The sequence below is a fragment of the Arthrobacter sp. Hor0625 genome, from assembly GCF_052567525.1.
Genome location: NZ_CP199586.1, coordinates 119947 through 143720 on the forward strand (window position 1 = coordinate 119947; position 23774 = coordinate 143720).

Genomic DNA, 23774 nt, shown 5'->3' on the forward strand with positions numbered 1-23774 from the left:
GCCGGCCGGGGGCCGGGGCTCTCCGGTGTTACCCGAAGGTGTCGTGCCAGACGTCGGAGCCGAGTTTGATGATCAGCGCGGCGACGACGACCAGGAAGACGATCCGGATGAATTTGCTGCCCCGGCTGACCGCGGTCCGGGCGCCGAGGTAGCCGCCGGCCATATTCGCGGCGCCCAGGACCAGGCCGAGCCCCCAGAGCAGCGAGCCGTGCGGCAGGAAGAACAGCAGGGCGCCGGCGTTGGTGGCCATGTTGACGATCTTGGCCTTGGCGCTGGCCTCGAGGAAGGCGTAGCCCATGGCGGACACCAGGGCGATGATCAGGAAGGACCCGGTACCGGGCCCGATCATGCCGTCGTAGAAGCCGATCACGGCGCCGATCAGGCAGGCGATGATGTAGTGCCGGTGGCCGTCGTGCCGCAGCCGGGTCAGCTCCCCCACGTTGGGCCGGAACGCGGTGAACAGCGCGACGGCGACCAGCGCCGCCACGATGATCGGTTTGAAGACGCTGGCCGGCAGGCTGGCCGCCAGCACCGCGCCGCCGAAGCTGCCGGCCAGGGCGATCACGGCCATCGGGACGGCGGTGCGCAGGTCGGGACCGACGCGCCGGTAGAAGGTGACGGCGCTGGTGGTGGTGCCGAAGATCGAGCCCATCTTGTTCGTCGCGAGGGCCTGCACCGGGGTGATCCCGGGCACCAGGAGCATGACGGGGAGCTGGATCAGCCCGCCGCCGCCGACCACGGCGTCGACCCAGCCGGCGGCGAAACCGGCGACGACGACCAGGACCAGGGTGGCGAGCTGGATCGACTCAAGTCCGGAGACCATCCCCTGCAACGCGGGTCAGTTGCTGCGGACGGCGTTGACCACGTAATCAACGGCCTTGTCCACGGCAATGTTCTCGGCGTTGCCGCTGCGGCGGTCCTTGATCTCCACGACGCCGTCCACCAGCCCGCGGCCGACCGCGAGGATGGTCGGGACGCCGATGAGCTCGGCGTCGCCGAACTTGACCCCCGGGGATACCTTGGGCCGGTCGTCGTAGATGACCTCAAGGCCGGCGGCTTCCAGTTCACGGGCCAGCTGCTCGGCGGCGGCGAAGATCTCCTCGCCGCGGCCGACCGCGACGACGTGGACGTCGGCCGGGGCGACGGCGCGGGGCCAGACCAGGCCCTTGTCGTCGTGGTTGGATTCGGCCAGGGCGGCCACGGCGCGGGTGACGCCGACGCCGTAGGAACCCATGGTGACGACGACCTGCTTGCCGTTCTGGTCCAGGACCTTGAGGTCCAGGGCCTCGGCGTACTTGCGGCCGAGCTGGAAGATGTGGCCCATTTCGATGCCGCGGGCAGTTTCCAGCGGGCCGGAGCCGTCCGGGGCCTCGTCGCCGGCGCGCACCTCGGTGGCTTCGATGACGCCGTCCCAGCCAAAGTCACGGCCGGCGACCAGGCCGAAGACGTGCTTGCCGGCTTCGTTGGCGCCGGTGATCCAGGCGCTGCCGCGGACCACCCGGGGATCCACCAGGTAGAGGAGCTTCGACGCGGCTTCGGCGCCGAGCAACGGCGCGTCCAGGGACAGGCCCGGGCCGATGTATCCCTTGACCAGCAGGGCCTGCTTCTTGAGGTCCTCCTCGTTCGCGGCTTCCAGGGTGATCTCGCCGGCGATCGGCAGGAACGCGCCGATGTTGGCCTCGACCCGCTTGAGGTCCACGGCGCGGTCGCCGGGTACGCCGAGGACGACGAGCTGGCGTTCGCCGGTGGGCAGGGTGACGGCGAGGACGACGTTTTTGAGCGTGTCAGCGGCGGTCCAAGCGCCGCCGTCGGCCTCCGAACGGGGCGCCAGTGCGTTGGCGGCGTCGACGAGGGTCTCAATGGTGGGCGTGTCCGGGGTGTCTCGGACTTCGGCGGCGGGGGCGTTGGAGAAGTCAATGTCCGCCGGGACCACGGTGGTGACGGCTTCGACGTTGGCCGCGTAGCCGCCAGGCGAGCGGACGAAGGTGTCCTCGCCGATCTCGGTGGGGTGCAGGAATTCCTCGCTCTTGGACCCGCCCATGGCGCCGGCGGTCGCCGCGACCGGCACGACTTCCAGGCCGAGGCGTTCGAAGATCTTCAGGTAGGCGGCGCGGTGCGCGGCGTAGCTGGCATCCAAACCGGCGTCGTCGACGTCGAAGGAGTAGGAGTCCTTCATGATGAACTCGCGGCCGCGGAGCAGGCCGGCCCGGGGACGGGCTTCGTCGCGGTACTTGTTCTGGATCTGGTAGATGCTCAGCGGCAGGTCCTTGTACGAGGAGTACAGGTCCTTGACCAGCAGGGTGAACATTTCCTCGTGCGTGGGCGCCAGCAGGTAGTCGTTGCCCTTGCGGTCCTTGAGCCGGAAGATGCCCTCGCCGTACTCGGTCCAGCGGTTGGACGCCTCATAGGGTTCCTTGGGCAGCAGCGCAGGGAAGTGGACTTCCTGCGCGCCGATTGCCGTCATTTCCTCGCGGATGATCCGCTCCACCCGGCGCAGCACGCTGAGTCCCAGCGGCAGCCAGGTGTAGATCCCGGGAGCCGCGCGCCGGATGTAACCGGCACGGACGAGCAGCCGGTGGCTGGCCACCTCGGCGTCGGCGGGGTCTTCACGCAGGGTGCGAAGGAACAGCTGGGAAAGTCGAAGGACCACTGGGAGGTATCCGTTTCTGAGGACGTACGGGCGGTGCGGGCATTGCGAAGAATGTCCGGGAACTAATCTACCGCCAAGCGGCGGCACCGCTTTCCCCGGAAACGGGAAAGAGCCACGCCATGAGGGAAGCCCCTGGCCGTTTCCGGCTGGTCATCCCGCAATGGCGTGGCTCCTGCGACCCCAGCGCCGCTAAGTCCAAGGCGCGGTGTGCCTGTCCTGCCCGAAGGGGCCGGCATCCGCAGCCAATGGTGGGTTCATCCCTGAGACCGCACGCGCCTGCTCGGCGCGGCTAGCTAGAACCTATGTGATCCCGGTCGCTTAAACAAGAGTTGCCACCCAGATTTTTGTCGAAGACGCATGTCACGAAACTGTCAGAACAGCACGGTCGCGAAAGTTCCCACCTGGTGGAAACCGACACGGTCGTAGGTGGCCCGGGCGCGGGTGTTGAAGTCGTTGACATAGAGGCTCGTGACCGGTGCGAGGGTCCGGGCAAGGACCACGACGGCGGCCATGTAGCCCGCGCTGAGGCCCTGCCCGCGGTGGGCCGGGTTCATCCAGACGCCCTGGACCTGGGTGACACCGGCGGTGACGGCGCCCAGCTCGGCTTTGAAGACCACCGCTCCGTCGGGACCGAGGTGGACCAGCGAGTGTCCGGCCCGGATCAGGCCCTTGACCCGGCGGCTGTAGTGTTCCCGGCCGCCAAGGTACGGCGAGTAGCCCACTTCCTCCTCGAACATGGCGGCGCAGGCGGGCAGGATCGCGTCGAAGTCCGCCAGCCGGCCGAACCCCAGGGCGGGATTGGGCGCGACGAGCGGAGCCGTGGCGATGGTCAGGAGCGGCTGGTCCGCACGGATTTCCTGGGCGTGGTGGCCCAGCGGCTCCAGGGCGGCGTAGAGAGCCAGGACGGACTCGGCCGGCCCGAAGATCGAGGCGTACCGGCGGCCGGCCCGGTGGACGGCGGCCGCGACAATGGGTGCCAGGTCCGGGGCGAGCTGGACGGGGACGAGGTTCGCCCCGGCCCAGCAGGCGCCAAGCAGCCTCTCGCCGTCGAACACCCCGAAAATCCTGGCCCCGCCCGCGGTGGGCGACGCCGTCCCGGCCGTCTCGAGGTGGGAGAGGATGAAGACGTTGGCGACTTCATCCTGGCGCGCCAGGTCCAGCAGCGCCTGCGTGTCGGCGCCGGTCAGGACCCGGACGCCGGCGCCGGACTCCCTACGAGACGCTAACCACGGGGCTACCCTTGACAGCATCTTCGCCATCGGACTCCCCCATCTCTTCGGCGATGCGCATGGCCTCTTCGATCAGTGTCTCAACGATCTGGTCCTCGGGGACGGTCTTGATGACCTCGCCCTTGACGAAGATCTGGCCCTTGCCGTTGCCGGATGCGACGCCCAGGTCCGCTTCCCGGGCCTCGCCGGGACCGTTGACGACGCAGCCCATGACGGCGACCCGCAGCGGAACCTCCATGCCTTCGAGTCCGGCGGTGACCTGCTCGGCCAGCGTGTAGACGTCGACCTGGGCGCGGCCGCAGGACGGGCAGGAGACGATTTCGAGCTTGCGCGGGCGCAGATTCAGCGACTGGAGGATCTGGTTGCCAACCTTGATCTCCTCCACGGGCGGGGCGGACAGCGAGACCCGGATGGTGTCGCCGATGCCGCGGGAGAGCAGGGCTCCGAACGCGGTGGCGGACTTGATCGTGCCCTGGAACGCCGGTCCGGCCTCGGTGACGCCGAGGTGCAGCGGCCAGTCGCCCTTCTCCGCCAGCATTTCGTAGGCGGCCACCATGATGACCGGGTCGTTGTGCTTGACCGAGATCTTGAAGTCGTGGAAGCCGTGTTCCTCGAACAGGGACGCCTCCCAGACGGCGGACTCCACGAGGGCCTCCGGGGTGGCCTTGCCGTACTTCTTCAGGATGCCCGGTTCCAGGGAGCCGGCGTTGACGCCGATCCGGATGGAGGTGCCGTGGTCCTTGGCCGCGCGGGCGATTTCCTTGACCTGGTCATCGAACTTGCGGATGTTGCCCGGGTTCACCCGGACGGCGGCGCAGCCAGCCTCGATCGCGGCGAAGACGTACTTCGGCTGGAAGTGGATGTCGGCGATGACCGGGATCTGCGACTTCTTGGCGATGATCGGCAGGGCCTCTGCATCGTCGGCGGAGGGGCAGGCCACCCGGACGATGTCGCAGCCGGAGGCGGTCAGCTCGGCGATCTGCTGCAGGGTCGCGTTGATGTCCGTCGTCGGAGTCGTGGTCATCGACTGCACGCTGATCGGGAAGTCGGAGCCGACGCCGACCGAGCCCACCTTGATCTGGCGGGTTTTCCGGCGCGGGGCGAGAACGGGGGGCGGTGCCGACGGCATTCCCAGGCTGACCGAGGTCACGTGGACTCCTCTATGGATCGGATTTCTAGGTCGGAGGACCGGTGGTGGGCAGGCGGGTGGAGCTAGCCTGCGTGGTCGGCCAGCTGGCCGGTGACGGGGGCCCAGGCCATGGTGCGGGTGCCGGAGATGGCGCCGGCACCGGCGAACGGATCCTCCCGGAGGAGTTCGTTCAGGGCCTGCTCGTCGGCTGCCTTGAAGATGAGCAGGGCGCCGGCGCCGTCGGAGTACGGGCCGCTGGCGAGGAGGGTGCCGTCCTGGGCGAGCTTGGCGGTCCATTCACGATGCGCCGGACGGGCGGCGTCGCGGGTCTGGGCAGATTCGGCGTCGTAAACGTACTCAACAGCAAAAACAGTCATACCGCTACCCTATCGCCCTGCCCGCCAGGTTCCCATCCGCTCCGCCGAGGGCGCACGGCCGGACGCGGCGCGGGAACGGTGCGCGGGCCGCCCCGATCTCCCGGCGGTCAGCCGAGGAAAAGCACCTTGACCAGGGCCGTCACCCCGGCTGCCCAGAGCAGCGAGGTGAGCGTGCCGATGATGAAGCGTTCGGCTGCCACCGGGGTTTCCTTCAGTTCCGCAAACCGCCCCAGTCCTTTGATTGCCACCACGTAGGCGATCGCGACGGGCTGGCCGGTGAGGATGGCCAGGCTCACGGCGAGGCGTTCCAGTACGCCGATGATGGCGCCGCCGCGAAGGATGCGGGTCCCCGGGACCGGGGCGGCGTGCCCGGCACTGCCGGAGGCGGCACCGGAGGCGGCACCGGGCGCGGAGGCGTCAGGCGACGAGGCGCCGTCCGCTGAGGTGGCCGTTGGCGTGGCGGATTCCGCCCGGGTGATCTCGCCGTCGACCGCGGCGGGTTCGACAGGAGGGGCGCCGGGTGCGCCGCCCGTGGCAGCGCCGGCTGCCCGGGTGTCCGAGCGGTCGTCAATGGTGCGGGCCAGCCGGAACACCAGGGCGGTCACCGGCCACCCGGCGAATCCGGCGGCCAGCAGCGCCAGCGTGATCCAGAGGGCGTTCACCTGTCTCCTTCTGTGCTGTCCCGGGGGCGGGAATCCGGCTGCTCGCCGGCGTCGGGGTTGCCGGTGATGAGTCCGTGGGCGAAGGACAGCAGCATTTCCGCCGCCGGCCTCGCCGCCCATTCTTCCTGCCATCCGGAGCGAAGCAGCGCACGGCTCACCGACTGTTCGGTGATTCCGAGTTTTTGGGCGGCGATTTTCTGCGTGCCGTGGGTACCGGCATGGCCGTGCTGTACCGAACGCAACGCATCCACCACCTTCCACTGGGCGGCAGTCCGTTCCTGGACGAGCCGGCCGATCAGGCGCAATACCGCTTCGGCATTGGCGCAGGCGCGGGCGCCGGCTGATCCTGCGGCCGAGGGCGCGACCTCTCCCCTGCGCAGCCCGCCGGAGACGACGGCGACCGGCACGTGCGCGGAGCCGGACTTGGCGCTCTCGACAGCTGCCCGCGCCGCCACGAAGGCCGGTCCGGATCCTTCCCTGGGGCTGGACGGCAGCGGCAAGTCCACCGCACCCACTCCGATTCCCACGTACCAGCGGCCGCTGCGCAGGGCGTGCAGGGCAATCCCGACGACGTCCTCGGGGTGCTTCACCACGCCCTGGACCTCATCGCCAACTGAACGCTCGAAATGCCCTCCCGGCGAGAGCCCCTGCAGTTCGGCAAGCAGGCCGGGGACACGGTCGATGTCGGTACTGCTGCCGCGCTGGTCGATGGTCATCACGTACATAACCCCACCCTAGGGGGCTGATTTTGATGAATCAACCATTTACAACTGATTATCTGAAATAAGCCGAAATAAGCTTATTTGGCGGAACGGGTTGCTGCGGGTCGGACGCTCCAGCCCAGTTACTCCGGCTCTGGCAAACCGGCACCCTTGGAACTGCGCGGGCCGACGGTATTGGTGCGTGATGCCGCTAGGTGTAACCGGGCGAGAGCGTTGACATCTTCTGCGCCCCGCGGTGGACTCTGGAGACAACCACGACGCCGGGAGGTGGACCGATGACGACGCCCCCTCAGGCCTGGTTCATCGCCTTCGGCATCGGTTCCCAGGCCGTACTCACCGCCTTTTTCGGTGCCCGGCGGTGGTTGCCGCAGCTCGCGGACCGCGCCGGCTGGCTTGCCTACGCCGTCGCGGGACTCGGCCTCCCGCTCGGGATCTGGTACCTGGCCGGAGGGGAATCCTGGCAACTGCAGGTGGGGCCGCTGCTGCTGGGCGTCTGGGCGGTCTTCGGCTGCTACCTCGACCTCTGGCGCAGGGTGGAGTGGCGCTCGCCGCCCCGGCCCCGGCTGTTGATCCCTTACGTGGCTCTTTATTTTTGGGCACAGATGTTTCTGTGGTGGCCGCTCTGGGGCCGGGAACGCTGGGCGTGGGCCGTCTTCCTGGTCTTGTTTTTCCGCCAACACGGCACTGAACCTTGCGGGACATTTCCCCAGGGCCAACAAGACCCCCGGCTAGCCGAACAGGTTCACCGGCTTGACGATGTCGGCGTAGATCAGCAGGGCGCCCATGCCCATCAGCAGGGCGGCCACGACGTACGTGACCGGCAGCAGTTTGGCGATGTCGAAGGCGCCGGGGTCCGGACGGCCGAACAGCCGGGCGACCTGCCGGCGGGCGCCCTCATAGAGCGCACCGGCGACGTGGCCGCCGTCGAGCGGCAGCAGCGGAACCAGGTTGAACACGGCGAGGGCGAAGTTCAGGCCGCCGAGCAGCCCGACCAGCGCCGCGAGGCGGCTCTGCAGCGGCACCTGCTCCATGGCGGCGACCTCGCCGGCGACCCGGCCCACACCGACCACGCTGATCGGACCGTTCGGGTCGCGGGGCTCCTCGCTGAAGGCCGCCTGCGCCACCCCTGCCACCCGCGCCGGCAGGTTCAGCACGACGCCGGCGATCTGCTTGATGTTTTCCCCGGCCATGGGCAGCACGGCCGACGCCGGCTGCTGCACGAGCGCGGTCTGGGCGCCGATGCCGAGGAAGCCGACGTCCTGGTACTGCAGCTTGCCGTCAACGTCCTTGGCCTGCCGTCCGTCCGCGCCCACGACCGGACGGGCCGAGAGTACCGGGGTGACCGTGGTGGTGACCGGAACGCCGTCGCGCTCTACCGTGATGCTGACCTGCCGGTCCGCGGACGCCCGGATCCAGCCGGTCAGTTCGTCCCAGCTGGTGACGGCTTTTCCGTCGAAGGAGGTGATGCGGTCGTTGGGTTTGAGGCCCGCCGCGGCGGCCGGGGTGGGTTTGCAGTCCGCGGAGTCGGGGTCGACGGTCTCGCCGGCTTTGACCTGGCACTTGGACACGTCGGCGATGGTGGTGGTGGAGGTGGCCACGCCGAAGCCCATCAGCAGCACGGCGGTGAGCACCAGGCCGATCAGCAGGTTCATCGCCGGGCCGCCGAGCATGATGATGATTTTCTTCCAGACCGGAAGCCGGTAGAAGACCCGGTTTGCATCCTCCGGGCCGATTTCCTCGTGCGCCAGGGAGCGGGCGTCGGCGGCAAGGGACTGGAACATCCCGGTGCTGGAGGGGCGGACGCTCCCGTCTTCCTTGTTCGGCGGGTACATGCCGATCATGGACACGAAGCCGCCGAGCGGGATCGCCTTGAGGCCGTACTCGGTCTCGCCCCGGCGCCGGGACCAGAGGGTGGGGCCGAAGCCAATCATGTACTTCGTGACGCGCACTTTGAAGAGCTTGGCCGGGACCAGGTGGCCCACCTCATGGAGGGCGATGGACACGGCGACGCCGATCACGACGAAGACGACGCCAAGGATAAAGAGGACAACGGGGCTCATGCTGGGCTTTGCTACTTCCTGGGCATTTCGGTCGGCTACTTGCTAGGCACTTCCCACGGCCAAACGCTCGAGGGTCCGCGCGCGTGCCCATCGTTCAGCATCCAGCACGGATTCGACCGTCAGCCCGGAGGATCCTGAGTGTCCGCTGAGGACGGCCTCGACGGTGTCGACGATGTCGGTGAAGCGGATCCGGCCGGCGTGGAAGGCCGTCACAGCCTCCTCGTTCGCAGCGTTAAAGACCGCCGGGAAGGTGCTGCCGCGCCGGGCGGCCTCCTTGGCCAGGCCGACGGCGGGGAACGCTTCGGTGTCCAGCGGCTCGAACGTCCAGCTGGTGGCCGTACTCCAGTCGCAGGGCAGCGCCGCGCCGGGTACCCGGTCCGGCCAGCCGAGCCCCAGGGCGATGGGCAGGCGCATGTCCGGCGGGGACGCCTGGGCGATGGTGGACCCGTCGACGAACTGCACCATCGAGTGCACGACGGACTGCGGGTGCACGACGACGTCGATCCGCTCGAGCGGAATGTCGAAGAGCAGGTGGGCCTCGATGACTTCCAGGCCCTTATTGACCAGGGTGGCGGAGTTGGTGGTGACCATCAGGCCCATGTCCCACGTGGGGTGCGCCAGGGCGTCCTGCGGGCTGACGCCGTGCAGTTGGTCCCGGGACATGCCGCGGAACGGCCCGCCGGAGGCGGTGAGGACCAGCCGGTCAACCTCGGCGGCGGTGCCGGAGCGCAGGCACTGGGCAATAGCGGAGTGTTCGGAGTCGACCGGGACGATCTGGCCTTCCCGCGCCGCCGCCTTGACCAGGGCGCCGCCGACGATCAGGGACTCCTTGTTGGCCAGGGCCAGGGTGGCACCGGACTTCAGCGCGGCCAGGGTGGGCGCGAGCCCGATCGAGCCGGTGATGCCGTTGAGGACCACGTCGGCCGGGATCTCCGCGATGCGGGTGGAGGCGTCCGGGCCGGTGAAGACCTCCGGCCGGTATCCGGAGACGCCGGCGGCGCGGGCGGCGTCGTCGATCAGTTGCTGCAGCGCCGCGGCGTCGCCGCTGGCAGCGCCGACGGCCCGGGCGCGGGTGTGGACGGCCTGGCGGGCGAGGAGTTCGGGGTTGCCGCCGCCGGCGCTGAGGGCCACGATCTCGAAGCGGTCCGGGGCGCCGTCGACGACGTCGATGGCCTGGGTGCCGATGGACCCGGTGGACCCGAGGAGGACGATTGTGCGCGGCTGCATGCATCCAGTATCCCGCACCGGCCGGGGGCGTTGGTTCCGGCGCGAGATGACAGGTCGCGGCAGTGTCCGGGCGGAACACTGCCGCGTACTGTCATCTCGGCGCGGTACCGGGGCCGCGCGACGCCGCTCATTGACGCCGCGGGCCGCAGGCGTAACGTGGGAATCGTGGAGTGGACGGCCTGGTTTGACGCGCCGGAGTACGAGTTCGCCCGGCAGGTGCTGCAGCGCGGCGTCGCCGCCGTCTACTTCGTGGCCTTCCTGTCGTCCCTGAACCAGTTCCCGGCGCTCCTCGGCGAGCGCGGGCTGTTGCCGGTGCCGGAGTTCCTGGCCCGCGCCGGCCGCAGGGTCCGGCCGACCCTGTTCAGCTGGCGCTACTCCGACGGGCTGCTGCGGGCCGTCTGCGTTTCCGGCCTGGTGATCGCCGGCGTCCTCGTGCTGGGCCTGCCGCAGCAGGGGCCGCCGTGGGTTCCGCTGCTGGCCTTCCTGGCGTTGTGGCTGTTGTACATGTCGGTGGTCAATGTGGGCCAGACGTTCTACGGGTTCGGCTGGGAGATGCTCCTGCTGGAGGCCGGTTTCACCGTGGCGTTCCTGGGCTCCGACCAGACTCCCCCGCCGCGGACCATTCTGATCCTGCTGGCGTGGCTGGTGTTCCGCCTGGAGTTCGGCGCGGGCATGATCAAGATCCGCGGCGGCCGGGAATGGCGGGACCTGACGGCCCTGTACTACCACCACGAGACCCAGCCCATGCCGGGGCCCCTGAGCCGGCAGGCCCACCTGCTGCCCAAGGCCTGGCACCGGCTGGAGGTCCTGGGCAACCACGCCGCCCAGCTGGTGGTGCCGTTCTTCCTCTTTGCCCCGCAGCCGCTGGCCGGCGCGGCCGCGGCGGTCATCATCGTCACCCAGCTCTGGCTGGTGGCCAGCGGCAACTTCGCGTGGCTGAACTGGATGGCGATCCTGCTGGCCTTCGCCGCGGTCAGCGACCCGGTGGCGCACGCCGTGGTGCCCGCCATCCCGCTGGACTGGCACGCCGCTGCCGCCGGTGCGGGCAGCGGGGCCGCCGGCAGCCAGGCACCGGTGGCGTGGCTGGTCGTGGTGGGGCTGGCGACGGTGCTGTTGCTGGTGCTCAGCTACCGCCCGGCCGAGAACCTCTTCTCGCATTACCAGCTGATGAATGCCGCCTTCAACCGTTGGCAGTTGGTCAACGCCTACGGCGCGTTCGGCACCGTCACCAAGCAGCGGATCGAGATCGTGGTGGAGGGAACGTTGTCCGCGGAGCCGGACGAGGCGGCGGACTGGCGCGAGTACGGGTTCCGGGGCAAGCCCGGGGATGTCCGGCGGATTCCGCGCCAGTGGGCCCCGTACCACCTGCGCCTGGACTGGCTGATGTGGTTCCTGCCGCTGCGCAGCGTGCACGAGCAGTGGTTTTACACGTTCCTGGCCAAATTGCTGGTAGCCGACCGTCCGACCCTGCGCCTGCTGCGGCACGATCCGTTCGGCGGCGCCCGCCCGCGCTGGGTGCGGGCCCGCAGCTTCCTCTACCGCTTCGCCACCCGGGCGGAGTTCCGCGCCACCGGCCAGCGCTGGATCCGGGTCCCGCTGCAGGAGTCGATTCCGCCGCTGTCCCTGCCGCCGGAAGACTGAGTGCCAGCTGACGCAAATGGCCGGAATGGTGGATACCATTCCGGCCATCTGCGGCAAATCAGCGCTTGCAACTCAGACGGACACCGATTCCTTCTCGGTCGTCGCTTCCAGGGCGGCCTGCCGGCGGCGCAGCCACCAGGATCCGAGGAAGATCAGCGCCATGGTCGCGTAGACCACGACGGCGAACGGCGTCGAGAGCAGGGCCGAGGGGTCGTTCTGGGAGAGCTGCAGCGAGCGCCGCAACTGAACTTCGAACATCGGCCCGAGGATCATGGCCACCACCATGGGCGCCACGGGGTAGCCGTAGCGGCGCATGAAGTACCCCAGCACGCCGACGACCAGCAGGACGCCGACGTCGCTCGGCGAGAAGTTCACCGAGAAGGCGCCGAGCGCTGCGAAGACCAGGATGCCGGCGTACAGGTAGGGCCGCGGGATCTGCAGGATCTTCACCCAGAGCCCGACGAGCGGCAGGTTCAACACCAGCAGCATCAGGTTGCCCACGTACAACGAGGCGATCAGGGTCCAGACCAGCGCGCCCTGGTTTTCGAACAGGAGCGGTCCGGGCTGGATCTGGTAGCGCTGGAAGGCCGTCAGCATCATGGCGGCGGTCGCCGTCGTCGGAATGCCGAGGGTCAGCAGCGGCACCAGGACGCCGGCGGCGGCGGCGTTGTTGGCCGCTTCCGGTCCGGCAACACCCTCGATCGCGCCCCGGCCGAACTGCGCCTTGCGGGGGCCCTTGGCGAGCCTCCGCTCGGCGGCGTAGGACAGGAACGTCGACACGTCCGCGCCGCCGGCCGGCACGGTGCCGATCGGGAAGCCGATGAACGTCCCGCGCAGCCACGGTTTCCAGGACCGCTGCCAGTCCTCCTTGGACAGCCAGGCGTTCTTGCCCTTGCTGACCGGGATGACCTCCACCGGGCCGTGCCGCAGCTTGGACGCGACGTACAGGGCCTCGCCGAGGGCGAAGAGCCCCACCGCGACCAGCACCATGTCGATGCCGTCCACCAGGTTGGGATTGTCGAAGGTGAAGCGCTGCTGCGCGGTGCTGTCGTCGATGCCGATCAGGCCGATGAACAGGCCCAGGGCCAGGGACGCCAGGCCGCGGAGTACCGAGGCGCCCAGCAGGGCGCCGACCGTCAGGAAGGCCACCACCATCAGGGCGACGTAGTCCACCGGGCCGAGGCCGACGGCGAGTTCGGCCACCACCGGGGCGAGGAAGGACAGCAGCACGGTGGCGATGGTGCCGGCGATGAACGAGCCGATCGCCGCCGTCGCGAGCGCCGCGGCTCCCCTGCCGGCCTTCGCCATTTTGTTGCCCTCGAGCGCGGTCACGATCGAGGAGGATTCCCCGGGGGTGTTGAGCAGGATGGACGTGGTGGAGCCGCCGTACATGCCGCCGTAGTAGATGCCGGCGAAGACGATCAGCGCCGCCGCCGGATCCAGGGCATAGGTGATCGGCATCAGCAGCGCCACGGTCATGGCCGGACCGATGCCCGGGAGCACCCCGACGGCGGTGCCTACGAAGACGCCGCCGAGCGCGTACAACAGGTACACCGGCTGGAGCGCCGTCGTGAAGCCTTCGAGCAGGAGCATGAAGCTATCCATGGAAGAACGGCACCCCCTCGAGCAGCGGGCCCGGCGGGAGCGAGACGCCCAGCAGGCCGCCGAAGACGTACTGCAGCACCAGCGCCATGATCACCGAGACCAGCGCGGCCTTCCACAGCGGCTTGGCCTCCAGGGTCCAGGCGGAGCCGGTGAACAGCACGGCGGCCGCGACCGGCCAGCCGGCGGGTTCGATCAGGAAGATGTGCAGCACCACGAAGCCGACGAGCTTGGCCAGCGCCGTCCAGTCGGTCTTGGCGGTGACGTCCAGGTCCTCCCCTTCCTCGGCCTGCCCGACCTTGCCGCGCAGGACCTGGACCACGATGCCGGTGCCGACGAGCACCAGCATGCTGCAGACGATGTACGGGAAGGCGCGGGGGCCGATGCCGGTCTCCGACGGCGGGATCGGGATCGACCCCGCCGTCAGGAGCCCCGCCGCGCCCACGCTGACGAACAACAGGGCGAAGAGGATCTCCCCCGTTGGGCGCCTGGCGGGCGTAAGAGCGTGCGAAGACATTGCTACTTGACCAGGCCGATCTCCGACAGGGTGGTCTTGACCTTGGTGATGTCCTCGGTGAGGAAGGTCTTGAAGCCGTCGCCGGCGAGGAAGGCGTCGTCCCAGTTGTTCTTCTTCAGGGTGGACTTCCAGGCCTCCGTGTCGTGCAGCTTGGTCACGACCTCGGTCAGCTTGGCCTTCTGGGCGTCATCGATCGAGCCGGGGGCCACCACGCCGCGCCAGTTGGTCAGCACGACGTCGATGCCTTGGTCCTTGAGCGGCTTGATGCCGGGCAGCGCCGGGGCCTCGGTTTTGCCGGAGACGGCGAGCGCGCGGACCTTGCCGGCCTTGACCTGCTCGGCGTATTCGCCGACGCCGGAGATGCCGGCCTGGACTTTGTTGCCCAGCAGTGCGGCGATGGATTCCCCGCCGCCGGAGTAGCCGATGTAGTTCAGCTTGTCCGCTTCCACGCCCTGGGACTTCAGGATCTGGCCGGCCAGGATGTGGTCCGCGCCGCCTGCGGAACCGCCGGTGATGGCGACACCCTTGCCGTTGGCCTTGATGTCGGCGACGAGGTCCTGCACCGTCTGGTACTTCGACGACGCCGGGACCACCAGGACCAGCGGCTCCTCGGTCAGCCGGGCGATCGGGGTGGTGTCCTCGAGCCGGGTCTTGGCCCCGTTGGTCTCGACGGCGCCGACCATGACATAGCCCATCACCATCAGGGTGTTGGCGTCCTTTTCGGTGGCGAGCTTGGCCAGGCCGTTGGTTCCGCCGCCGCCGCCGATGTTCGTCACCTGGGCCGAGGTGACGAGCTTGTTGGCCTGCAGGTCGGCCTGCAGGGCGCGGCCGGTCTGGTCCCAGCCGCCGCCGGGGTTGGCGGGAACGATGATGCTGAGCTTCTTGAGCGAGTCGCTGCTGCTGGACCCGGCGGAAGCGCCGCCGCCGCAGGCTGAGGCGGCGAGTACGAGGCCGGCCGCGCCGGCGACGAGGGCTGCCCGGCGGCTGAAGTTGAGGTGGGACGTCATGATCTCTCCTTGGAAAAATGTGATGCACATCATTGGAATCACTTCCCCGACCGTAGGGGCGGGTCCGGGCCGCGAACAGCATTAGGACGTAGAGGTAGTAGTGGTCATATTGGTCACGGCCGCGGGCCCCTGTTCGGCCCGTCCTTGCCGGGCCCGGGTGGGACACTTGTGACATGGTTCACAGGATTCCGCTGCGCTTCCAGCTGGTCGCGCTCCAGCTCGGCATTGTCCTGGCCGTGCTCACCGTCGTGGGTGCCGTGACGATCCGGATGCAGGAGCAGCAGTTGCGGGACGCGTACAAGGGCCGCATGATCGGCGTGGCCGAAAGTGTCGCCCGGTTGCCCTCCGTGGTGCAGGCGTTCGGCACCAGCGCCCCCGAACAGACCATCCAGCCCATCGCCGAGGTGATCCGGCAGGCCTCCAACGTCACCTATGTGGTGGTGACCGACCGCAACGGCGTCCGGCAGTCCCACCCGAATCCCGCGGAGATCGGCCGGCACGTCTCCACGGATCCCTCCGTGCCGCTGTCCGGGGACATCTATGTCGGCACGCAGACCGGCACCCTCGGTGAGTCCTGGCGGGTCAAGGTGCCGATTTTCGACCACTCCGGCGCGGTGATCGGCTCGGCGTCGGTGGGGGTGCTGGAAAGCACCCTGGCTGCGGACCTGAACGAGGACCTGCCGTTGCTCTTCGGCTGGCTGCTGGGCGCGGCGCTGCTGAGCTCGCTCGGCGCCATGTACGTGTCGAAGCTGGTCTGGCGGCGGATCTACAAGTTGGAACCGGAGGACATCGCCGCGCTGCTGGAGACCCGGGACGCCATGCTGCACGGCCTGGGCGAGGGCCTGATGGCCGTCGACGCCGAGGGTCGGGTGGCGCTGGTGAACGACGAGGCCCGCCGGCTGCTGGGCGTGGGCGAGGAGATCCTCGGCACCGCCGCCACGGACTCGCTGGAGCCCGGCATCCACCGGCTGCTGGCCTCCGGCTCCGCCACTGAGGAACTGGTGCTCTCCGGGGAACGGATCCTGCTGGGCAAGGTCAATGCGGCCACCGTGGACGGCCGGGAGGTCGGCAAGGTGCTGATCCTGCGGGACCGGACCGAGCTGCACACCATGCTGCGGGACCGCGACGGTGCCCTGGACGTCACCCAGGCGCTGCGGGCCCAGGCGCACGAGTTCGCCAACAAGCTGCATGTCATCTCCGGCCTCCTCGAGCTCGGCGAGCAGGCCCAGGCCGTCGATTACCTGGGCCGGAGCCAGAGCGACGCCGCGTTCGTGGACCGCCCGCTGGCGCCGGGAATCACCGACGACGGCGTACGGGCGCTGCTGATCGCCAAGTCCACGGTGTGCGCCGAGCGGGGCATCGACATCGACGTGGATGCCGCGTCGGTGTGCACCCCGGACGGCACGGACGATGCGATCACGGTGCTGGGCAACCTGATCGACAACGCCGTGGACGCCGTCGGCTATGACAGCACGATCGCCGTCGCCCTCGCCGAGGGGCCGGCCGGCCGCACCTTTATGGTGGACGACGGCGGCCCCGGCGTCCCCGAGTCGGAGCGCGAGGCGGTCTTCGACGCCGGCGTGACGAGCAAGGAGCCGGACGGGATCAATACGCGCGGCTTTGGCCTGGCCCTGGTCCGGCGGGTGGCGCAGCGCCGGGAGGGCTCGGCCACGGTAACCCGTTCGGAGCTGGGCGGCGCCTGCTTTACCGTTGTTTTGAGGACGGCGGGTCCCGGGACCTCCGAAGCGTCGGCCGGACCCACGGCGGCCCGGCCTACAACCGAAGAGGCGGTACTGGAACAGCTATGAGCGGCATTCGCACCCTCATCATCGACGATGACGTGGCAGTGGCCGGGATCCATCACGGCTTCCTACTGGCCCGCGGCGGTTTCGACGTGGTGGGCATGGCCCACACCGGCCAGCAGGGGCTGGATCTCGCGGCGGAGCTGCAGCCGGAACTGGTCCTGCTGGACATCCACCTGCCGGACATGTCCGGCCTGGACGTGCTGCAGTCGCTCCGAAACCGGCCCCGGCAGCCGGTCGATGTCCTGGTCATCACGGCGTCCCGAGAGCTGGAGACCGTCCGCTCGGCCATGGCCGGCGGCGTGCTGCACTACCTGGTCAAGCCCTTCACGTCGAAGGCGCTGAACGAGCGGCTGGACGGATACGTGGCGTTGCGGGACGAGCTCGCCGCCGGCGCCTCGGCCGGGCCCCTGGACCAGGACCGGATCGACCGGCTGGTGGCTCCGCGGGCGGTTCCGGACGCTCCGGAGGTCCCCGACCCGGCGGTTTCCGGCAGCCCGGCGGTGAGGCTGCCGAAGGGTTTGTCCCGGCCCACCCTGGACGCGGTGATCGGGGCGCTGCGGGCCAGCCCGGAGGACGTTTCCGCGGCCGGGCTGGCGCAGCAGCTGGGGCTGTCCAGGGTCAGCGCCCGCCGCTACCTGGAGTATCTCGTGGTCAACGGGTTCGCCCGGCTCACCCCGCGCTACGGGGCGGCGGGCCGGCCCGAGAACCGCTACCTGTGGAAGCGCTGAGCAGGCCCCGCCCTGCTGGGGAGCCCTAGCGGCCGGCGCGGCGGAGGGTGGCCTCGGCGTGTTTGAGGATCGGTCCGTCGATCATCTTGCCCTGGTACTGGAAGACGCCCGTGCCGGCCGCAGCGGCGGCGGCGAGCAGTTCGGTGGCCGCGGCGACGTCGGCCTCGGACGGGGCGTAGGCCTCCCGGACCACGGCCACCTGGTTCGGGTGGATGCAGGCCTTGGAGCCGAACCCGGACGCGACGGCATCCCGGGACTCGGCGGCGAGGCCGTCCAGGTCCGGGATGTTGACGTAGACGGAGTCCACGGCTTCCTTGCCGGCGGCACGGGCGGCGAGCAGCACCATGGAGCGGGCGTGCAGCGCCACGGCGCGGTAGCCGCCGTCGTCGGTCCGGCTGGAGGTGCCGCCGAGCGAGGCGAGCAGGTCCTCGGCGCCCCACATCAGGGCCACGACATTGGGTTCGGCGGCGATGGCGGCGGCGTTCACGATGCCGGCGGCGGTCTCGCACAGGGCGATCACGCTGTAGTCCTCAAGCTCCCTGAGCTGGGCGGCGCTCTCGGCCTTGGCGAGCATCACGTGCCGGTACGGGGTGTGCTTGAGGCAGTGCAGGTCCTTTTCGAACTCGTCCGTCCCGGCCGGGTTAATCCGGATGATGGTGCGGCTCGGGTCCAGTTCGGGGACGTCCCCGGCGGAGCCCAGCTGGGCCAGGATCGCACCGCGGGCGCGCTGCTTGTCCGCCGGCGCGACGGCGTCCTCGAGGTCGACGATCACGGCGTCGGCCCGCTCGGCGGCTTTTTGGAAACGCTCGGGGCGGTCGGCGGGGCAGAACAGCAGGGCGGGGCCCATTAGGAAGGTCATGCTTCGATTCTCCCCTTTTCGCCGGCTTCCTGCTGTGCACTCTCCTGCTGTGCATCCGCTTGCTGCCGGGCGTGTGCCGTGCTCGTCCACATCAGGCAGCTGCGGGTGGCGAGGGCCACGACGGTGCCGTCCTGGTTCCGGCCGGTGTGCCGCATCGTGACGATGCCCTGGCCGGGCCGGGAGGAGGAGAGCCGCTTTCCGGTCACCTCGGTCTCCGTGTAGAGCGTGTCCCCGTGGTAGAGCGGGTGCGGGAAGGAAACGTCGGTCAGTCCCAGCTGCGCGATGATGGTGCCCTGGGTCAGCTGCGGAACCGACTGGCCCACGAGCGTGGCGAGGGTGAACATGGAGTTCACCAGCCGCTGGCCGAAGGGCTGCCCGGCACTCCAGGCGGCGTCGAGGTGCAGCGCCTGGGTGTTCATGGTCATGGTGGTGAACAGGACGTTGTCCGTCTCGGTCACGGTCCGGCCGGGCCGGTGCGCGTAGAGGACGCCTTCTTCGAGCTCGTCGAAGTACAGGCCGCGCTGCTCGATGACCCGGGGGCCGGCGGATTCGGGCGTTGCGTTCGTTGTCATACGGTCAGTTCCTGGTCTTCCTCGAATAGTTCGGCACCGGTCGCGGCTGCCACGTCCTCCGCGGTGACGCCGGGGGCAAGTTCCCGCAGCACCAGCCGCGAGGTCCCGCCGTCGGTCACGACGTCGATCACGGCCAGGTCGGTGATGATCCGGTCGACGCAGCCCTTGCCGGTGAGCGGCAGGGTGCAGCGCTCGACGATTTTAGGGTTGCCGTTGCGGTCCACGTGCTCCATCATCACGATCACCTTCTTCGCCCCGAAGACCAGGTCCATCGCGCCGCCCATGCCCTTGACCATCTTGCCGGGGATCATCCAGTTGGCCAGGTCGCCGTTCTGGGCCACCTCCATCGCCCCCAGGACGGCGACGTCGACGTGCCCGCCGCGGATCATCCCGAAGGAGGCCGCAGAGTCGAAGAAAGCGGCGCCCTTATTCACCGTGACGGTTTCCTTGCCCGCGTTGATCAGGTCCGGGTCCACCTGGTCGTTGGCCGGGTAGGGACCGACGCCGAGGATGCCGTTTTCCGAGTGCAGCACCACCTCGACCCCGTCCGGGATGTAGTTAGGGATCAGCGTGGGCATGCCGATACCGAGGTTGACGTACTGGCCGTTGCGCGGTTCCCGGGCGACCCGGGCGGCCAATTCGTTCCGGGTCCAGCCCTTGCCCTGGACGCCGGGGCCATGGTCGACGGCGGGCGGCCGGTACTCGTGGCGGACCGCCTCGGGACGGGGCGGGGCACCCTGGGTGTTGTTCGACTCCACGGCTACGCTCCTTGCTGCTCGGTGGTGCGGGTGGTGCCGGGCGCGCCGGCCGGCTGTTCCGCGACGGTGCGCTTTTCGATGCGCTTCTCCGCCTCCGGGGCAAGCACCACGCGATGGACGAAGATGCCCGGGACATGGATGTGTTCCGGGTCCAGCTCGCCCGGTTCCACGAGTTCCTCGACCTCGGCGATGGTGATCTTCCCGGCCATGGCGCACAGCGGGTTGAAGTTCATCGCGGCGGCGTGGAAGACCAGGTTCCCGTGCCGGTCGCCTTTCCAGGCGTGGACCAGGCCGAAGTCCGGGGTCAGCGCTTCCTCCAGCACGTAGTCGGCGCCGTGGAAACTGCGGACCTCCTTGGGCGCGGAAGCGACCGCGATGGTGCCGTCGGCGTCGTACTTCTGCGGCAGGCCGCCGTCGGAGACCTGCGTGCCGACCCCGGCGGGCGTGTAGAACGCGGGGATGCCCGCTCCCCCGGCGCGCAGCTTTTCGGCCAGGGTGCCCTGCGGGGTGAGGACCACCTCGAGTTCACCGGCTAGGTACTGCCGGGCGAATTCCTTGTTCTCCCCCACGTAGGAGCTGATCGTGCGCCGGATCCGGCCGTCCTTGAGCAGGATGCCCAGGCCCCAGTCGTCCACGCCGCAGTTGTTGCTGACGGTTTCCAGGTCCGTCGCGCCGCGCTCGTGCAGGGCCGCGATCAGCGCGACCGGAATGCCGCAGAGGCCGAACCCGCCGACGGCCAGCGAGGCGCCGTCGGGGATGTCCGCGACGGCCTCGGCGGCGCTGGCAACAACTTTGTTGATCATCGGTGAACCCTTCCGGCCGGCTACAGTCCCAGTTCGCGGGCGATCAGCATCAGCTGGACCTCCGTGGTGCCCTCGCCGACCTCGAGGATCTTGGAATCGCGGTAGTGGCGCGCCACGGTGAACTCGTTGATGAAGCCATAGCCGCCGAACACCTGGGTGGCGTCCCGCGCGTTGTCCATGGCTGCCTCGCCTGCGATCATCTTAGCGATGGCGGCCTGGGTCTTGAACGGCTTGCCGGCGAGCATCCGGGCGGCCGCGTCGTAGTAGGCCAGGCGGGCGGTGTGCGCCCGTGCTTCCATCCGCGCGATCTTGAACGCGATGGCCTGGTACTTGCCGATGTTCTGGCCGAAGGCGCTGCGTTCCTTGGCGTACTTCACCGACTGGTCCACGCAGCCCTGGGCGGCGCCGACGGCGAGCGCGGCGATGGCGATCCGGCCCTCGTCGAGAATGGAGAGGAAGTTGGCGTAGCCGCGGCCACGGGTGCCGAGCAGGTTGGCCTCCGGCACCCGGACGTTGTCGAGGGTCAGCGGGTGGGTGTCCGAGGCGTTCCAGCCGACCTTGTTGTAGGCCTTTTCCGCCGTGAACCCCGGCGTGCTGGTGGGCACCAGGATGGTGGAGATTTCCTTCTTGATGCTGCCGTCGGGGCGTTCCTCCTGGCCGGTGACGGCGGTGACGGTGACGAGTTTGGTGATGTCGGTGCCCGAGTTGGTGATGAAGGCCTTGTTGCCGTTGATGACCCATTCACCGCCTTCGAGCCGCGCGGCGGTCTTGGTGCCTCCGGCGTCGGAGCCGGCTTCGGGCTCGGTCAGGCCGAAGCCGGCGAGCGCTTTGCCGGAGGCGAGCAGCGGCAGCCATTCCTGCTTCTGTGCGTCGTTGCCGAAGCGGTGGATCGGCATGGCGCCGAGCGAGACACCCGCTTCGAGGGTGATGGCGACCGACTGGTCCACCCGGCCGAGCTGCTCGAGGGCCAGGGCGAGGGCGAAGTAGTCGCCGCCCATCCCGCCGAATTCTTCCGGGAATGGAAGGCCGAACAGGCCCATGTCCGCCATCTGGGAGACGACCTCGTAGGGGAAGCTGTGCTCTTCGTCGTGCTTGGCGGAGACCGGGGCGACGACCTGGTCGGCGAATTCGCGGACGGTGTCGCTGAGGTCCTGGTAGTCCTCGGTGAGTTCAAAATCCGGCATGGGGTGACTCCTGTGTCTGGGGTGGCAGTGGTGTGGTGCTGACGTTGTGGCTTGCTACTCCGCCGCGCCCATGGCGATGACGGATTCCTCGACGGTGTCCTCGGCTTTGGAGTCCTCCGGCGAATGGGCGGGGTGGATGGTGGCGAGGACCTGGTCGGCCTTGACCAGGTCTCCGGTGCCGGCGCTGATGTGGACGGTGCCGTCGAGGGGTGCCACGAGCTGGTGCTCCATCTTCATCGCCTCCACGGCGAGCAGCACCTGGCCGGCGGTCACGGTGTCGCCGTTGCTGACCGAGACGGAGACCACGGTGCCGGGCATCGGCGAACGCACTGCCGGGTCGGCGGCGCCTTCCTCGCGTTCGACGGCGGCCAGTACCCGGGCGAGCCGGGCCTCGCGGGTAAGCACTTCGAGGCGGCAGGACCAGCCGTCGTTGCCGAGGAAGATCTTCGTGGGTGCCGGGCTGTCCGGGCCCGGGCCATAAGGTCCCGCAGTCACCTGCGCGAGGGAGAAGAGCCGGGTTTCGCCCCCGAGAGTCACTTCCGCCTGGTTGCGCCGGCCGGACCCCAATGACGCCGTGCGTCGCGGGCCGCCATCGACGCTGACCGTAGCCGTCCCCTGCCCTACCGAACCGGAAACCTCAACGGTGGCAATTCCACCGTCAGGGGTTCCGAGACTGATCCGGCGCGGGGCAGCTGCACCGAGCCGCCACCCGTCACGCCGCTGCCAGGGTCCCTCCCCGGCGTCGTGCGCATCGGTCTCCCGCATCGCCGCGGCGAAGACGGCGGCCGCGGCCACCTCGAAGTCGCCGGCATGCCGGAACGTGAACTCGGGCATCTTGCGTTCGATCAGGCCGGTGTCGAGGCGGCCGGCGCGGACGTCGGCGTCGTTGACCAACAGCCGCAGGTATTCAACGTTGGTGTCTATGCCCAGCGCCGTGTAGCCGGCGAGCGCTTCGTCGAGGGTGTTCAGGGCGGCGGTGCGGTCCTCGCCCCACGCAATGACCTTGGAGATCATCGGGTCGTAGTTCGCGGAGATCTCCAGGCCCTCCAGGAGCGCTGAGTCGACACGGACGCGACCTCCTGCAGCACCTGGTTCTTCGTCCAGCACAATGACCCGGCCAGTTGACGGCAGGAAGTTCTTCTCCGGGACCTCCGCGTACACCCGCGCCTCCACGGAGTGTCCGGTGAGGACGATGTCGTCCTGGCTCACGGTCAGCTCCTCGCCGGCGGCGATGCGCACCTGCCACTCAACCAGGTCGACGCCGGTAACCATCTCGGTGACCGGGTGCTCGACCTGCAGGCGGGTGTTCATCTCCATGAAGAAGAACTCGTCCGGGGCGTTGTCGGAGACCAGGAACTCCACGGTGCCGGCGCCGGAGTAGTTGACACTCCGGGCCGCGTTGCAGGCGGCCTCGCCGAGCCGGGCGCGGATGGCGGCGCCGTCGGGCAGGCCTTCGAGCAGCGGGGACGGGGCTTCCTCGATCACCTTCTGGTGGCGGCGCTGCAGGGAACACTCGCGCTCGCCCAGGTGGATGACGTTGCCGTGGTTGTCTGCCAGGACCTGGACCTCGATGTGCCGCGGGGTGGTGACGAGCCGTTCCAGGAACAGGGTGTCGTCACCGAAGGCGCTGGCCGCGACCCGCCGGGCGGTGGCGAGGGTTTCCGCCAGATCCTCGGGCCGTTCGACAACGTGCATGCCCTTGCCGCCGCCGCCGGCGGAAGGCTTGATCAGCAGCGGATAGCCGACGCCGGCCGCGGCCTCGATCAGCTGCGCGTCGCTCATGCCGGGTTCGGCGATGCCCGGCACCACCGGGACGCCGTAGCCGGTGACGTGGTTCTTGGACCGGATCTTGTCGCCCATGACGTTCAAGGATTCGACGCCGGGGCCGATGAAGGTGATGCCGGCCTGCTCCAGGGCGCGGGCAAAGTCGGCGTTCTCGCTCAGGAAGCCGTAACCGGGGTGCACGGCCTCCGCGCCGGTCTCGCGGCAGGCCTGGATGATGGCCTCGATCTTGAGGTAGCTCTCGGTGGCGGCCGCCGGGCCGATCCGGACGGCGACGTCGGCTTCCCGCACGTGGCGGGCGCCGGCGTCGGCGTCGGAATAGACGGCGACCGAACGGATGCCAAGGGCGCGCAGGGTGCGGATCACGCGGCAGGCGATCTCGCCGCGGTTGGCCACCAGGACGGTGCCGAACAGCGGCTTGGCGGTTGTGGAAATAGTGGGGGTGGAAGTAACAGTCACA

At 69.3% G+C, this 23774-nt stretch carries 21 protein-coding genes; 3 read left to right on the top strand and 18 right to left on the bottom strand.

Features of this window, described 5'->3' with window-relative positions; translation table 11 throughout:
* Nucleotides 1-28: 28 nt before the first annotated feature.
* From ACTWLI_RS00600 to dxr, 9 genes are all read right to left on the bottom strand, one after another.
* Nucleotides 29-823: a sulfite exporter TauE/SafE family protein gene (locus ACTWLI_RS00600; RefSeq protein ID WP_056740538.1), complete on the bottom strand. Its 795-nt coding sequence runs from the start codon at nt 821-823 to the stop codon at nt 29-31.
* 15 nt (nt 824-838) lie between these two features.
* Nucleotides 839-2650, bottom strand: a complete 1812-nt coding sequence (locus tag ACTWLI_RS00605) for a proline--tRNA ligase (RefSeq protein ID WP_445154805.1) — start codon at nt 2648-2650, stop codon at nt 839-841.
* Between the two features lie 371 nt (nt 2651-3021).
* The gene (locus ACTWLI_RS00610; RefSeq protein ID WP_445154806.1) at nt 3022-3900 is read right to left on the bottom strand and encodes a GNAT family N-acetyltransferase; all 879 of its coding nucleotides are present in this window, start codon (nt 3898-3900) and stop codon (nt 3022-3024) included.
* The gene (gene ispG, locus ACTWLI_RS00615; protein ID WP_056740528.1) at nt 3863-5029 is read right to left on the bottom strand and encodes a flavodoxin-dependent (E)-4-hydroxy-3-methylbut-2-enyl-diphosphate synthase; all 1167 of its coding nucleotides are present in this window, start codon (nt 5027-5029) and stop codon (nt 3863-3865) included. Before ispG ends, ACTWLI_RS00610 begins: the two co-directional genes overlap by 38 nt.
* A 62-nt stretch (nt 5030-5091) precedes the next feature.
* Nucleotides 5092-5385: a YciI family protein gene (locus ACTWLI_RS00620; protein WP_445154807.1), complete on the bottom strand. Its 294-nt coding sequence runs from the start codon at nt 5383-5385 to the stop codon at nt 5092-5094.
* Between the two features lie 107 nt (nt 5386-5492).
* Complete coding sequence (locus tag ACTWLI_RS00625) at nt 5493-6047, bottom strand: hypothetical protein (RefSeq protein ID WP_445154808.1); 555 nt, start codon at nt 6045-6047, stop codon at nt 5493-5495.
* Nucleotides 6044-6772 carry a MarR family transcriptional regulator gene (locus tag ACTWLI_RS00630; protein WP_445154809.1) on the bottom strand — a complete coding sequence of 243 codons (729 nt, stop codon included), beginning with the start codon at nt 6770-6772 and terminating at the stop codon, nt 6044-6046. The genes ACTWLI_RS00625 and ACTWLI_RS00630 overlap by 4 nt, the downstream gene beginning before the upstream one ends.
* 725 nt (nt 6773-7497) lie before the next feature.
* Nucleotides 7498-8829: a M50 family metallopeptidase gene (locus ACTWLI_RS00635; protein WP_445154810.1), complete on the bottom strand. Its 1332-nt coding sequence runs from the start codon at nt 8827-8829 to the stop codon at nt 7498-7500.
* A 42-nt stretch (nt 8830-8871) separates the two neighbouring features.
* Nucleotides 8872-10056 carry a 1-deoxy-D-xylulose-5-phosphate reductoisomerase gene (gene dxr, locus ACTWLI_RS00640; RefSeq protein ID WP_445154811.1) on the bottom strand — a complete coding sequence of 395 codons (1185 nt, stop codon included), beginning with the start codon at nt 10054-10056 and terminating at the stop codon, nt 8872-8874.
* A gap of 165 nt (nt 10057-10221) precedes the next feature.
* Here dxr and ACTWLI_RS00645 point away from each other — a divergent pair, with 165 nt between their 5' ends.
* Complete coding sequence (locus ACTWLI_RS00645) at nt 10222-11697, top strand: lipase maturation factor family protein (protein WP_445156077.1); 1476 nt, start codon at nt 10222-10224, stop codon at nt 11695-11697.
* A 72-nt stretch (nt 11698-11769) separates the two neighbouring features.
* On the opposite strand, the gene ACTWLI_RS00650 is transcribed toward ACTWLI_RS00645, so the two are convergent.
* The 3 genes from ACTWLI_RS00650 to ACTWLI_RS00660 are packed head-to-tail and all read right to left on the bottom strand — an operon-like array spanning nt 11770 to nt 14823.
* A complete protein-coding gene (locus ACTWLI_RS00650) occupies nt 11770-13302 on the bottom strand; it encodes a tripartite tricarboxylate transporter permease (RefSeq protein WP_445154812.1) in 1533 nt (510 codons plus the stop codon).
* Nucleotides 13295-13816 (bottom strand): tripartite tricarboxylate transporter TctB family protein, encoded by a 522-nt coding sequence (locus tag ACTWLI_RS00655; RefSeq protein ID WP_445154813.1) that lies wholly within the window; start codon nt 13814-13816, stop codon nt 13295-13297. The genes ACTWLI_RS00650 and ACTWLI_RS00655 overlap by 8 nt, the downstream gene beginning before the upstream one ends.
* 2 nt (nt 13817-13818) lie before the next feature.
* Nucleotides 13819-14823, bottom strand: coding sequence for a Bug family tripartite tricarboxylate transporter substrate binding protein (locus tag ACTWLI_RS00660; protein ID WP_445154814.1), 1005 nt, complete (start codon nt 14821-14823; stop codon nt 13819-13821).
* 173 nt (nt 14824-14996) lie between these two features.
* Between ACTWLI_RS00660 and ACTWLI_RS00665 the strand changes: the two genes are divergently transcribed.
* Nucleotides 14997-16631, top strand: coding sequence for an ATP-binding protein (locus ACTWLI_RS00665; RefSeq protein ID WP_445154815.1), 1635 nt, complete (start codon nt 14997-14999; stop codon nt 16629-16631).
* Nucleotides 16628-17356 carry a response regulator gene (locus ACTWLI_RS00670; protein WP_445154816.1) on the top strand — a complete coding sequence of 243 codons (729 nt, stop codon included), beginning with the start codon at nt 16628-16630 and terminating at the stop codon, nt 17354-17356. Before ACTWLI_RS00665 ends, ACTWLI_RS00670 begins: the two co-directional genes overlap by 4 nt.
* A 25-nt stretch (nt 17357-17381) precedes the next feature.
* Here ACTWLI_RS00670 and ACTWLI_RS00675 read toward each other — a convergent pair whose 3' ends face one another.
* The 6 genes from ACTWLI_RS00675 to ACTWLI_RS00700 are packed head-to-tail and all read right to left on the bottom strand — an operon-like array spanning nt 17382 to nt 23773.
* Complete coding sequence (locus ACTWLI_RS00675) at nt 17382-18215, bottom strand: HpcH/HpaI aldolase/citrate lyase family protein (RefSeq protein WP_445154817.1); 834 nt, start codon at nt 18213-18215, stop codon at nt 17382-17384.
* Complete coding sequence (locus tag ACTWLI_RS00680; RefSeq protein ID WP_445154818.1) at nt 18212-18787, bottom strand: MaoC family dehydratase; 576 nt, start codon at nt 18785-18787, stop codon at nt 18212-18214. The genes ACTWLI_RS00675 and ACTWLI_RS00680 overlap by 4 nt, the downstream gene beginning before the upstream one ends.
* Nucleotides 18784-19545 (bottom strand): CoA transferase subunit B, encoded by a 762-nt coding sequence (locus tag ACTWLI_RS00685; RefSeq protein ID WP_445154819.1) that lies wholly within the window; start codon nt 19543-19545, stop codon nt 18784-18786. The genes ACTWLI_RS00680 and ACTWLI_RS00685 overlap by 4 nt, the downstream gene beginning before the upstream one ends.
* A 2-nt stretch (nt 19546-19547) precedes the next feature.
* On the bottom strand, nt 19548-20348 hold the full coding sequence (locus ACTWLI_RS00690; RefSeq protein WP_445154820.1) for a CoA transferase subunit A: 801 nt from the start codon (nt 20346-20348) through the stop codon (nt 19548-19550).
* A 20-nt stretch (nt 20349-20368) separates the two neighbouring features.
* Nucleotides 20369-21532, bottom strand: a complete 1164-nt coding sequence (locus ACTWLI_RS00695) for an acyl-CoA dehydrogenase family protein (RefSeq protein ID WP_445154821.1) — start codon at nt 21530-21532, stop codon at nt 20369-20371.
* 54 nt (nt 21533-21586) lie between these two features.
* Nucleotides 21587-23773, bottom strand: a complete 2187-nt coding sequence (locus ACTWLI_RS00700; protein ID WP_445154822.1) for an ATP-binding protein — start codon at nt 23771-23773, stop codon at nt 21587-21589.
* Between the last annotated feature and the right edge of the window lies 1 nt (nt 23774).